This window comes from Bradyrhizobium sp. Ken01 (assembly GCF_055807355.1).
This window is the reverse complement of sequence record NZ_JBVVPC010000001.1, coordinates 189312-201835: the sequence shown is the minus strand read 5'-3', so window position 1 is coordinate 201835 and position 12524 is coordinate 189312. Positions and strand designations below refer to the sequence as shown.

Here is a 12524-nt window from a genome sequence, read left to right as displayed (position 1 = left end):
CCCTTGTGGGAGAAGGTGGCGCGAAGCGCCGGATGAGGGGTATGCGTCCGCGCGCTCCCTGCTACAGATTGACTCGCGGATAGAACCCCTCACCCGTCTCGCCGCTGCGCGGCGAGCCACCCTCCCACAAGGGGAGAGGGTGCACAGCCATCGCCGCGCGATTGCTTCTACTTGAACCAGTGCACCAGCGCGATGCTGATGCCGAGCAGCAGCAGCAGCGACAACGTCACGGCCGCCGTCACCCGCCCCCCGACATTGGCAAGCACCTTCACATCGACACCCAGGCCCAGCGCCGCCATCGACACCACCGTGAGAAAGCTGGTGATCTTCGTCACCGGACCGACCACCGTGCCTGGCACGATCTCGAGGGATCGCAGGGTCGCCAGCGCAAGGAAGCCGAGGATGAACCAGGGGACCAGGCGGAAAAAGCCGACACTGGTCTTCTTGGCCTCGTTGTGCCAGCGCGAGGCCGTCAGCGAGAGGCCGACGACCACCGGCCCGAGCATCAGCACGCGCATCAGCTTGACGAGCGTGCCGATCTGCGTCGAGACGAGCCCGGCCGGCACCGTCGCGGCCAGCACCTGCGGCACGGCATAGACGGTGAGGCCTGCGAGGATGCCGTATTGCGTGGCCGATAGCTGCAGCAGCGGGATCAGCAGCGGCAGGCCGAGCACCATCATCACGCCGAGGATCGCGGTGAAGGAGATCGAGGATGCGATCTCGTCATTGTTGGCGCCGATGATCGGCGCCACCGCGGCAATCGCCGAATTACCGCAGATCGAGTTGCCGCAGGCGATCAGGATCGAGAGCCGCGTTGAGAGACCGAGCAGGCGGCTGATGCCGAAGGAGACGCTGAGCGCGATCACGACGATGGCCGCGATCGATACCAACAGCGCGACGCCGGACGCCGCGATAGCAGCAAAGCTGATCGAGGCCCCCAGCAGCATGACGGCGACTTCGAGCAGTTGCTTGGCGCTGAAGGCGATGCCGGACTGCCAGCGCGGCGCGGGCTTCCAGAAGCTGCGCACGGCCATGCCGAGCAAGATCGCCATCACCAGCGCCTCGACATAGGGATGCTCGAAGACGCCCAATTCCGCCCGTTCGAGCAGGGCCGAAACACCGGCCACGGCGATGCAGAGGAGGATTCCGGGAATCAGCGCGACGATGCGGCCAGTGGCCGTGGTCGGCTTGGCGTCGGCCGGGCTGGATGCTTGATTCTGCGACACAAATCTCTCCCCAAGGAGAAGGATTTATACGCAGCGCCATCCGATTGGGAAATAAGTTTTCGACATATCAGGGCAGAGGGAAGTTCTATCCTCGGCCCGGAACAATCTGGCTCTGAAGGTCAGGCGCCCTTTAGAAAATCTGGCGCGCCTTAGAAGATAAGATCCTTGGCCAGCGAGGCGACACGGCTGAAGCCATCATAGACGCCGGGCTCGAAGAAGGCCGCGCGCGCCAGCACGATGCCGGCGACCAGCGACCAGAACAGGCCAGTGCCGACCCGCAGCAGCAGCTTTGACCCGCGCGAGCGCGGCTGGGTGTCCGTTGCGGACACCAACTGCTCGCCGAAGGGCTCAAACCTGGTGCGTTCCATAGCAGTCAATCCATCAATTTCTGATGGAAATGTCGTCGTTTCGGCCCCAAACAGCAATGGAAGCGATTGGCTTTTTTGCCTCCCGGAGGGGAAACTCCTTCCGCCGAACGGACCCGAGGCAATAGTTTTCTTCTTCCGGCCTATCTGAGCACCCGCGCCCCGGTTAGCAGGTCCCGCTGCGCGTATGAAAGGAATCTGCCTATGCCAAACCCCCGCGTGCGCATCTACACGGATTACAAGAGCCCCTACGCGTTCGTCGCCAACAAGCGCCTGTTCGAACTGCAGGAGACGCACGGCGTCGAGCTCGAATGGCTGCCCTATACGCTACGCGTCGCCGAATTCATGGGGACGGTCGAGGAGCGCACGCCGCATTTCTGGCGCAAGGTGCGCTATGCCTATATGGACGCACGGCGCTATGCCAATGCGCAGGGGCTCGTCATGAAAGGGCCCCGGCGGATCTACGACGCGTTCTATTCCAGCGTCGGCATGCTATTCGCCCAACAGCACGGCTTCTTCCGTCCGTATCACGACACGGTCTTTCGTCGGTTCTGGAGCCATGAGCTGGAGATCGACGATCTCGCCGCAATCGCCGACGTCATCACGTCGTGCGGTGGCTCAGCCGGTCAGTTCAAAGCCTACGTCCATGGCCCCGCACGCGCCGAACACGACCGCATCATCGACGAGGCCGAAGCGCTCGGCGTGTTCGGCGTGCCGACCATGGTGTTCAACGGCGAGCTGTTCTGGGGCGGCGACCGCATCGACATGCTGATCGAACGCATCGAGAAGCCTGAGACGATCGAGGCCGCGCTCGGCAGCCGCCATCGCAAGCCGGTATGAGCAGCAACGCTACGCCGCCAGGCCGCTCCCCACCGGAGCAAACTCCAGCCCGAGGCTTTCGGCCACCGCTTTGTTGGTGATGCGGCCGCGATGCACATTCACCCCGTTCCGCAGATGTGGATTTTCCAGCACCGCCGCGAAACCCTTGTTCGCGAGCATCAAGCCGAACGGCAGCGTCGCGTTGTTCAGCGCCTGGCTCGACGTCACCGGCACCGCGCCCGGCATATTAGCCACGCAATAATGCACGATGCCGTCAACCAGATAGGTCGGATCGACATGCGTGGTCGGGTGCGAGGTCTCGAAGCAGCCGCCCTGATCAATCGCGACGTCGACCAGCACGGCGCCCGGTCGCATCGACGTCAGCATCGCACGCGTGACGAGCCGGGGCGCACTCGCGCCCGGCACCAGCACCGCGCCGATCACGACGTCGGCAGCGAACACCTCCTCCTCGACCGACTCGATGGTGGAGAAGCGGGTGCGCACGCGCCCGGCAAAGAGATCATCGAGTTCGCGCAGGCGGGGGATCGAGCGGTCGATCACGGTGACCTCGGCGCCAAGGCCGGCGGCCATGCGCGCGGCTTGCGTTCCCACCACGCCGCCGCCGAGCACGACGACCCGCGCCGGCTGCACGCCGGGAACGCCGCCCAGCAGCAGCCCGCGGCCGCCAGCCGATCGCTTGAGCGCGGCGCCGGCGGCCTCGATGGCGAGGCGGCCGGCGACTTCGCTCATCGGCGCAAGCAGGGGGAGGCGACCGGCCGCGTCGGTGACGGTTTCGTAGGCGATCGCAGTACAGCCGGAGGCGAGCAAACCCCTGGCCTGTTCGGGATCCGGCGCGAGATGGAGATAAGTGAACAGGATCTGGCTGTCGCGGAGCTGGGCCCATTCGCTTTTCTGGGGCTCCTTCACCTTCACGATCATGTCGCACTTCACGAAGATGTCGCGCGCGCTGTCGGCAATGGTGGCCCCTGCCCGCCTATAGACTTCGTCGGAGGCGCCGATGCCGCCACCCGCGCCCGTCTCGACCGTCACCTCGTGCCCCGCCGCGACATATTCGCGGACCGCACCCGGGGTGAGCCCGACGCGATATTCCTGCACTTTGATTTCCTTCGGCACACCGACGCGCATCCCGGGCCTCCCTTTGATTCACCTCATGATCGTAGCGACGTGCCCGGTTTGGTTTCGTGCAAATATCCGCTAGCTTTGGCCTCGCCGCGCCGGTTTCCGGCGCTCAAACGCCCTTTCACGCTGGAAACGAAACCTTGGCCCTCGACCGGAAAGATCTCGCCATTCTCGCGGAACTCACGACCAATGCGCGGGCCAGCCACACCGAGCTCGCCAACAAGGTTGGGCTGTCCAGCACCGCGCTCGCGCGGCGGCAGAAGGCGCTCGAGGACGACGGCTACATCCAGGCCTATCAGGCCGCGCTCGACCTCGCGCAGTTCGGCCTCACCACCACGGTGCTGGTCCGCATCGCGCTGGAAAGCCAGAGCGACGAGGCGTTGAAGGCGTTCGAGGCGGAGGTGGTGAAATGCCCGTCCGTCGTGCGCTGCTTCCTGATGTCGGGGACCGACGACTACATCCTGATCGTGCTCGCCCGCGACATCCAGGATTTCGAGCGCATCCACCGCACCGAGCTGTCGCGCCTGCCGCGCGTCGCGCGGGTGCAATCCAGCTTCGCGCTGCGCGAGGTCGTCAACCGCGCGGTGCCGAATGTGGTGTTCGGCGAAGCAAAGCGCTGATCGCCGCCTCTCGGAAAGGCGAACTGCCTGCAAGGACTCAAAAGGAACGAACCGGCCGGTGGTCCGTTGGGCGCTATCGGCCGGCGAAGGCGTGCCCCAGCGTCAACACGGCTGACGTCCGGCACGGTCGCCGTCGCAGGGAGCAGGACATGGGCGACGTCACGCATCAGATTTCCGAACGAATCCCGATCCATCTTGTCGTCAACGGCGTCAGTCACACGCTGGATCTCGTGCCATGGACAACGCTGCTCGACGCCTTGCGGGACCATCTTGCACTGAGCGGCACCAAGAAGGGCTGCGATCATGGTCAGTGCGGCGCCTGCACGGTGCTGGTGGACGGCCGGCGCGTCAATTCCTGCATGACGCTCGCGGTCGTGAAGGATGGTGCCGAGATCACAACCATCGAAGGCCTTGCCAAAGACGGCGCGCTGCATCCCCTCCAACGGGCTTTCATTGACCATGACGCCTTCCAGTGCGGCTATTGCACGCCGGGACAGATATGTTCGGCGGCCGGACTGCTCGCCGAAGGCCGTGCCAAAGATACCGACGAGATCCGGGAGTTGATGAGCGGAAACCTTTGCCGCTGCGGCGCCTATCCGAACATCGTCGCCGCCATCCAGCAGGCAATGGGTCAACCATGAACAATTTCCAGTACGCCCGAGCCAATGATGTCGCCGACGCGATCCGCCTGCTCGCCGCCGATCCCGGCGCCAAGCTGATTGCCGGCGGCACCAATCTGATCGACCTGATGAAAGAGAATGTCGAACGCCCCACTCGGCTGATCGACATTTCCCGCCTGCCGCTGCGCAAGGTCGAGGAGACACCCGGCAGGTCCTTGCGCATCGGCAGCCTGGTGCCGAACTCGGACCTCGCCTACCATCCATTGATCGAGCAGCGCTATCCCCTGCTCGCCAGCGCCATCTTGGCCGGCGCCTCGGCGCAATTGCGCAACATGGCCTCCGTTGGCGGCAATCTGATGCAGCGAACGCGCTGCGCTTACTTCTATGACACGGCCACGCCCTGCAACAAGCGACATCCCGGCAGCGGTTGCTCGGCGATGGACGGCCTCAACCGCAACCATGCGATCCTGGGCACGAGCGCCGCCTGCATCGCGACCAATCCATCCGACATGAGCGTGGCGCTTGCCGCGCTCGATGCGCTCGTGCACACCGCGGGTCCCTCCGGCGAACGCACCATCGCGCTGACCGATTTCCATCGGCTGCCCGGCGACAAGCCTCATGTCGATACCAATCTCGGCACCGGCGAGATCATCACGGCGATCGAGCTGCCGCCGCGCGGCTTTGCTCAAAGCTACAGCTACCTGAAAATTCGCGACCGCATGTCCTATGCTTTTGCTCTGGTCTCGGTTGCCGCCGCGCTCGAATTGCAGGGCAACGCGATCAGCGGGGCACGCGTGGCGCTCGGCGGCGTGGCTCACAAGCCCTGGCGCAGCCTCGAAGCCGAAGCGGCGTTGCGCGGCCAGGCCGCGACGCCCGATCACTTCTCACACGCCGCGGATCTCTTGCTCCAGGGAGCAACGGCCCGCTCACATAACGGCTTCAAGGTCGAACTCGCACGCCGCGCCATCGTGCGGACGCTGACACAGGCGGCGAACGCCACGCCGCAATCCCAGGCCCACAAGAAGATCGCGTGAGGACCCTATGAACGCTTATGTGGGAACGCCGACGTCGCGTGTCGACGGACGGGCCAAGGTCACGGGGGCCGCCAAATACGCCGGCGAATTCCCGGCCGACAGGCTCCTCCATGGCTTCGTCGTCGAGGCCACCATTCCATGCGGGCGCATTGCCCGCCTCGACACCGATGCGGCGCTGCAGGTCGAGGGCGTGCTCGACGTGCTCACGCATGCGAACCGCCCGCCGCTCGCGGACAAGGACGAGGCCTGGAAGGACGAGGTGGCGCCCGAAGAAGGCTCGCCTTTCCGTCCGCTTTACGATGACACGATCAAGTTCAACGGCCAGCCGATCGCACTGGTCGTCGCGGAGGACTGGGAGACCGCGAAATTCGCCGCGACGCTCGTGCGGGTCGAATATGAGCAGCATGGTTTTGCGACCGACCTCGAAGGCGAGCGCAGCAACGCTGCCGAAAAGGACAAGCCGCACAAGCCGCGGGGAGACGCCGCAGCCGCCCTTGCGGGAGCTGATGTGCGCCATGAGGCGGACTACGTGATACCGACCGAGCATCACAACCCGATGGAGCTATATGCGACCACGGCGGTCTGGGACAGCAATGGCAAGCTCACGATCTATGACAAGACGCAGGGCGTCCAGAACGTCCACAAATTTCTATGCGGTGTGTTCGACAAGAAGCCGGATGACATTCGTGTAGTCTCGCCATACGTCGGCGGCGCCTTCGGTTCCGGCCTGCGGCCGCAATATCAGGTGGTGCTGGCAACGCTCGGCGCGCTCGCGCTGAAGCGGTCCGTTCGCGTCGTGCTGACGCGGCAGCAGATGTACGGGCTCGGCTACCGGCCGATGACCATCGAGCGCGTCTCGCTCGGCGCAAAATCCGACGGTACGCTCGACGCGGTCGCGCACGAGGCCATTGCCGTCACCTCGCGCTACGAGGATTTTGCCCGCAACGATACCGGCTGGGCCGAACAGCTCTACAAGACCCCGAACAGCCGCTTCTCCCACAAGCTGGTGCACCTTGACGTCTCCACGCCGTGCGACATGCGCGCACCGGGCGCGGCGTCGGGCGTCTGCGCGCTCGAATGCGCGATGGACGAGCTCGCCGTGGCACTCAAGCTCGACCCCATCGAACTGCGGCTGAAGTGCTACTCGGATCGCGACCAGAGCGAAAACCTGCCCTACACCAGCAAGCAGTTGCGCGAATGCTACGCGCGCGGCGCGGACGCTTTCGGCTGGAGCAGACGCAATCCTGCACCGCGCTCGATGCGCGACGGCAAGGATCTGGTCGGCTGGGGCATGGCGACGGGTGTGTGGGAAGCACTGCAGATGCCGGTCGCCGTCCGTATCGTGCTGACATCGAACGGACATGCCGAGGTGTCATGTGCAGCATCCGACATCGGCACCGGCACCTACACCATTGTCGCACAGGTCGCAGCCGATGCGCTCGGCCTTCCGATCGAGAACATCAGCGTCCGGCTCGCAGATTCCAGTCTGCCGCAGGCGCCTGTCGAGGGCGGCTCCTGGATGGCCGCCTCGAGCGCACATGCGGTGCTCGCAGCCGCCGAGGAAGTGCGCAAGGAGCTGTTAGCTCTGGCCGGGAAGATGCCAGGCTCGCCGCTCGCCGGCGCCGAGCTTGCCGATACGGTGCTGACCGACGGCAGCATTGCCAGCGCCAGCGACAACAGCCGCGCGGTCTCGATCGCCGACGCGATGCGCCATGGCGGCGTCGAACGTATCGAGAAGGAAAAGCTCAACCAGTTCGGCGAGGACAAGAAGCACGCGCGCAACACCCATTCGGCCGTCTTTGCCGAGGTCAAGGTGGACGAAGAGCTAGGCGTCATTCGCGTCACGCGCGTGGTCAGCGCCGTCGCGGCCGGGCGGATTCTCAACACCAAGACGGCTCGCAGCCAGATCATGGGCGGCGTGGTCTGGGGGATCGGGATGGCCCTGCACGAGGAGACGGTGATGGATCACCGCTTCGGCCGGATCATGAACGCCAACATCGCCGAGTACCACATTCCCGTGAATGCGGATGTTCACGACATCGACGTGATCTTCGTCGACGAGCCGGACAATCGTATCAACAAGCTCGGCATCAAGGGGCTGGGCGAGATCGGCATCGTCGGCGTCCCCGCCGCGATCGCGAACGCCGTCTATCACGCCACTGGCAAACGCATCCGCCGCTTCCCGATCACACTGGACAAGTTACTCGACTGAGCCGCCGGTCATCCGACCCGGCTCGCTCGGGATCGCGCCCCTGTCATCCAGCTGTCATCAAATGTGTCGAGACCTGTCGGTCTCGCACATTCGGGATGGACAATGGACTATTTCAAGCGCTTCAACTTCCTGTTCGCCGCACCTGTGTTCGACGCCGACGACCTCGAAGGCGTGCGCTTCAACCAGATCATCGAGGAGATCCAGCGTTCCGGCTTCGAGGTCGTTCGCGCCCGCAAGCTGGAGGACGCGGAGATGGCGGTGCAGACCGATGCCGCGATCGGCTGCATGGTGGTGGATTGGGGCAAGAAGGGCCTGGAGGGCAAGACCTCGGCGCTGATCAATTTGATGCGGCGACGCGGCCTCGACTTCCCGATCATCCTCCTGATCCGGCGCAAGCGGTTCGAGGATCTCCCGGTCGAGGTGCTCGACTTCATCGACGGTTATGTCTTCCTGTCCGAGGAGACACCGACCTTCATCGCCAAGAACCTGATCAGCCGTCTGAAGCAATATGCGGAGACGCTGAAGACGCCGTTCTTCGGCGCGCTGGTCGACTATGCCGAGGAGGGCAACCAGCTCTGGACCTGTCCGGGCCACAATGGCGGCGTGTTCTACAACCGCAGCCCCATCGGACGGGTCTTCGTCGAACATCTCGGCGAGTCCGTATTCCGCGACGATCTCGACAATTCCGTGCTCGACCTCGGCGACCTCCTAACCCATGAAGGACCGGCGTTGAAGGCACAGAAGGAAGCCGCCCAGATCTTTGGCGCGGAAAAGACCTATTTCGTGCTCAACGGCACCTCGACCTCGAACAAGGTTGCGCTCGGCGCCCTCGTCACCGACGGCGATCTCGTACTGTTCGACCGCAACAACCACAAGGCCGCCCATCACGGCGCGCTGATGATCAATGGCGGCGTCCCGGTCTACGTGCCGACCATCCGCAATGCCTGGGGCCTGATCGGCCCGATGCGCTGGGACATGCTCGACGAGAAAACCTTGCGCGAGGCAATCCGCAATCATCCCTTGGTCACGGACAAGGACGCCTGGCGCAAGGAACGGCCGTTCCGCGTCGCCGTGGTCGAGCAGTGCACCTATGACGGCACCATCCACAGCGCCGAGATGATCTTGAAGCGCATCGGCCATCTCTGCGAGTACATCCTGTTCGACGAGGCCTGGGCCGGCTTCATGAAGTTCCACCCGCTCTATGCAGGCCGCTTCGCCATGGGGCTGGCGAACCTTCCCCCCGAGGCACCCGGGATCATCGCGACGCAGTCGACCCACAAGCAGCTTGCGAGCTTCTCGCAGGCATCCCAAATCCACATCAAGGATCGTCACATCCGCGGCCAGAAGCGACGCGTCGAGCACCGCCGCTTCAATGAAAGTTTCATGCAGCACGCTTCCACGTCGCCATTCTACCCGCTGTTCGCCTCGCTCGACGTCGGCGCGCAGATGATGAAGGGCCGCTCCGGCGAAGTGCTGTGGGACGACACCATCCGGCTCGGCATCGAGCTGCGCAAGAAGATCCGCGCGATGCGCAGGGAGTTCGAGGAGAAGGAGCAGAATCCGGACAGGCGCTGGTTCTTCGAACCCTTCGTCCCCGATCGCGTCGCCATTCCCGATGTCAGCCACGCCGGCGCTTCGCACAACGTCGCCTGGGAAACACTCTCCACCGACGAGCTCGCCACCAGTCCTGCGCTGTGGCAGCTCTCCCCCGACAGCGCCTGGCATGGCTTCCCTGGCCTCAGCGAGGGCTTCGCCATGACCGATCCGAACAAGCTGACGCTGCTCACGCCCGGCTTCGATCGCATCACCGGCGGCTATGTCGATCACGGCATCCCCGCTCCGGTCGTCGCGCAATATCTGCGCGAGAACCGCATCGTCCCCGAGAAGAACGACCTCAACTCCCTGCTCTTCCTGCTTACCCCGGGCGTCGAGGCAAGCAAGGCGGGCACGCTGATCTCCGGTCTCGTCGCCTTCAAGCGGCTGCACGACGACAATGCGCTGCTTGCGGACGTTATCCCGGAGTTCTCCCAGCGGCGGCAGGCGCGCTATGCCGGCGTGCGGCTGCGCGACCTCTGCGGCGAGATACACCGCTTCTTTCGCGCCGCCGACGTCAGCGCACTTCAGGCGCGACAGTTCATGCCCGAGCACATGCCTGACATCGCGATGTCGCCCCGCGATGCCGCGCGCTACCTGTTCCGCAACGATGTCGACTATCTGCCGATCGAGGCGGTCACGGGCCGTATCGCCACCACACCCTTCGTGGTCTATCCCCCCGGCATCGCCACCATCGTGCCCGGCGAGCGGCTGACGGAACGGGCCAAGCCCATGCTGGATTATCTCAAGATGTTCGAGACCTGCTTCAACACGTTCCCGGGCTTCGACGTGGAAATCCAGGGCGTCTACAAGGAGATCGATGCGCAGGGGCGCATCGGGCTCTATACTTACGTCGTTACCGAGTAGGTGCCGATGAACGAAACTGCGATTGCGCGCCCGGATGACGGGCCGGTCCTGGTCCGCCCCTCACGCGAGAGCGATGTCGAGGCGATGCTGGCGATCTACCGCCATCACGTCCGCAACGGCGTGCCGCGCGACGTCGAGGGAACCGGTGCGCCCGAGCCGGACGATCTGCGCGACCGGCGCAAGAACCTGAAGCAGACCCGCCTGCCGCATCTGGTCGCGGCCTACCGCGGCGAAGTCGTGGGCTATGCCTACGCCGTGCTGTTCCGCAAGCGTCCAGCCTATCGCTACACCGCCAAGCATTCGATCTACGTCCACCACGAGCATCTTGGCCGCGGGGTCGGGCGGCTGTTGCTCCAGGAATTGATCGATACTTGTGCAGCCGCCGGCTTCCGCCAGATGATCGGCTATATCGATGCGGACAATGCCCCCTCGCTGGCGTTGCACGAGAAGTTCGGTTTCGCGCGCGCCGGCCTTCTGCGTGGTGTCGCCTATCGCCACGGTCACTGGTCCGACGCCGTCATGGTACAGCGCTCGCTCGGCGCTGGCGTCACTGCGCCACCTGTCACGGCGCCCCGGCGCTAGGCCCTCAGGATGGAAAGTCAGCCGGTCTGACCTGGATGCGGTCGGCATGCAACGACCAGTGGTGCAACGCCTGGTCCTCGCAAAACCTCGCCTTCGCCCGCTCTCTGGCTTCGTCCTCGTCGGAAGCGTCGATCTCGAGCGTGCCCTGGCACACCTCGATCTGCCGGCCGTACTGGCCGAGCACGTCCTTCATGAACCTGACCACATAAGTTGACATGGGACCTCCTGCCTGCCCCGGCGGCGCTCACTCTAATCCCATTTAGACGGAATCCGGGAGGGAGATTTTGACGCGGATCAAAGTCGGGCGCGGTTCCCCCTCCGCCGATCATTAGGCGGCAGGAGCGCCGCCCACGGAAGGACAAAGCGACAGCCGACTACGCCGGCGTCACACCAAACGCCTGCTTGAATCGCTCCGCATAGCGTGGCCAGACCTCGGGATTGATGATGCGCGGCGGGCGCTTGCCGTCGAGCGTCTGCAGCACTTGCTCGGCGGCGATCCGGCCCATGTTCTGCCGCGCCTCGATCGTGACGCCCGCGGTATGCGGGCTCGCCAGCACGTTGTCGAGCTGGAGCAACGGATGCTCCGGCGGCGGCGGCTCCTTGGACCAGACGTCGAGACCGGCGCCCGCAATGCGCTTGTCACGCAACGCCTGGAGCAGCGCATCTTCATCGTGGATGAAGCCACGCGCCGTGGTGATAAAGTACGCATGCGGCTGCATCAGCCCAAACTCGCGCACGCTGATCATATTGCGGCTGCCCTTGTCGAGCGGACAGGAGATCGAGACGAAGTCGGCGCGGCGCAAGAGCTCGTCGAGCTCGACCTTCTCGCCGCCCCGCTCGGCCATTACCTCGGCCGTCAGGTACGGATCGTAGGCCAGCACCTTCATGCCGAACAGGCCCTTGCACAGCGCGGCAATGCGGCGACCGACATTGCCGAGGCCGATGATGCCGACGGTCTTGTGCTCGATCTCGTTGCCGACGAGTTCGTTGCGGTTGACGTTGGACTCCCTGCGGAGCTTGCGATCGGACTGGATGATGCGCTTGGACAGCGTCAGCATCATCGCCAGCGCATGCTCGGCGACCGAGTGGGCGTTGCCGCCGGACTGGTTGACGACCAGCACGCCGGCATCGGTGCAGGCCTCGACGTCGACAGGATCGAATCCCGCGCCGTTGCTGGAGACGAGCAGCAGGTTCGGCGCGCGCTTCAGGAAGGCAGCATCGACATGGAAGTGCGGGGCCAGTTCGTCACGGGCGGCGCCGATCTGGTAGACGTGAGCCGCTTCGATGATCGGCGCGAAATATTCCTCGGGGCTCTCGTTCTCGATGCGATCGAGCCGAACGTCGGGCCGCGCCTTCAAGATGTCGATGTAGATCGGGTTGGCCAGATATTTGACGTAGAAGACGCGCTTGCTGTTGACGGACATCAGGACCCTTCCGGCTCTCTCC

The 12524-nt window shown here is 64.5% G+C and carries 12 protein-coding genes; 7 read left to right on the top strand and 5 right to left on the bottom strand.

Annotated features, from left to right (window positions below):
• Positions 1 to 167: 167 nt before the first annotated feature.
• Together AC0L3S_RS00910 and AC0L3S_RS00905 are read right to left on the bottom strand one after the other, a co-directional pair.
• On the bottom strand, positions 168 to 1226 hold the full coding sequence (locus AC0L3S_RS00910; RefSeq protein ID WP_473263226.1) for a YeiH family protein: 1059 nt from the start codon (positions 1224 to 1226) through the stop codon (positions 168 to 170).
• Positions 1227 to 1375: 149 nt separating this feature from the next.
• Entirely contained in the window at positions 1376 to 1594 is a 219-nt protein-coding gene (locus tag AC0L3S_RS00905) for a hypothetical protein (protein WP_473263225.1), read from the bottom strand.
• Positions 1595 to 1795: 201 nt separating this feature from the next.
• On the opposite strand from AC0L3S_RS00905, the gene AC0L3S_RS00900 reads away from it, so the two are divergent.
• Positions 1796 to 2431: a DsbA family protein gene (locus AC0L3S_RS00900; protein WP_473277785.1), complete on the top strand. Its 636-nt coding sequence runs from the start codon at positions 1796 to 1798 to the stop codon at positions 2429 to 2431.
• Positions 2432 to 2440: 9 nt separating this feature from the next.
• On the opposite strand, the gene ald is transcribed toward AC0L3S_RS00900, so the two are convergent.
• Complete coding sequence (ald, locus tag AC0L3S_RS00895) at positions 2441 to 3556, bottom strand: alanine dehydrogenase (protein WP_473277784.1); 1116 nt, start codon at positions 3554 to 3556, stop codon at positions 2441 to 2443.
• A gap of 134 nt (positions 3557 to 3690) precedes the next feature.
• On the opposite strand from ald, the gene AC0L3S_RS00890 reads away from it, so the two are divergent.
• From AC0L3S_RS00890 to AC0L3S_RS00865, 6 genes are all read left to right on the top strand, one after another.
• Positions 3691 to 4170 carry an Lrp/AsnC family transcriptional regulator gene (locus AC0L3S_RS00890; RefSeq protein WP_473263222.1) on the top strand — a complete coding sequence of 160 codons (480 nt, stop codon included), beginning with the start codon at positions 3691 to 3693 and terminating at the stop codon, positions 4168 to 4170.
• 149 nt (positions 4171 to 4319) lie between these two features.
• A complete protein-coding gene (locus tag AC0L3S_RS00885; RefSeq protein ID WP_473277783.1) occupies positions 4320 to 4811 on the top strand; it encodes a (2Fe-2S)-binding protein in 492 nt (163 codons plus the stop codon).
• Positions 4808 to 5824 (top strand): FAD binding domain-containing protein, encoded by a 1017-nt coding sequence (locus AC0L3S_RS00880; protein WP_473277782.1) that lies wholly within the window; start codon positions 4808 to 4810, stop codon positions 5822 to 5824. Before AC0L3S_RS00885 ends, AC0L3S_RS00880 begins: the two co-directional genes overlap by 4 nt.
• Before the next feature lie 7 nt (positions 5825 to 5831).
• On the top strand, positions 5832 to 8036 hold the full coding sequence (locus AC0L3S_RS00875) for a xanthine dehydrogenase family protein molybdopterin-binding subunit (RefSeq protein ID WP_473277781.1): 2205 nt from the start codon (positions 5832 to 5834) through the stop codon (positions 8034 to 8036).
• 102 nt (positions 8037 to 8138) lie between these two features.
• A complete protein-coding gene (locus AC0L3S_RS00870; RefSeq protein WP_473277780.1) occupies positions 8139 to 10496 on the top strand; it encodes an Orn/Lys/Arg family decarboxylase in 2358 nt (785 codons plus the stop codon).
• A gap of 6 nt (positions 10497 to 10502) precedes the next feature.
• Positions 10503 to 11078, top strand: coding sequence for a GNAT family N-acetyltransferase (locus AC0L3S_RS00865; protein WP_473277779.1), 576 nt, complete (start codon positions 10503 to 10505; stop codon positions 11076 to 11078).
• A gap of 4 nt (positions 11079 to 11082) precedes the next feature.
• Here the strand turns inward: AC0L3S_RS00865 and AC0L3S_RS00860 are convergent, their stop codons facing one another.
• Both AC0L3S_RS00860 and AC0L3S_RS00855 read right to left on the bottom strand, forming a co-directional pair.
• Complete coding sequence (locus AC0L3S_RS00860; protein WP_007608382.1) at positions 11083 to 11295, bottom strand: hypothetical protein; 213 nt, start codon at positions 11293 to 11295, stop codon at positions 11083 to 11085.
• A gap of 157 nt (positions 11296 to 11452) precedes the next feature.
• Positions 11453 to 12502: a hydroxyacid dehydrogenase gene (locus AC0L3S_RS00855; protein WP_473277778.1), complete on the bottom strand. Its 1050-nt coding sequence runs from the start codon at positions 12500 to 12502 to the stop codon at positions 11453 to 11455.
• Between the last annotated feature and the right edge of the window lie 22 nt (positions 12503 to 12524).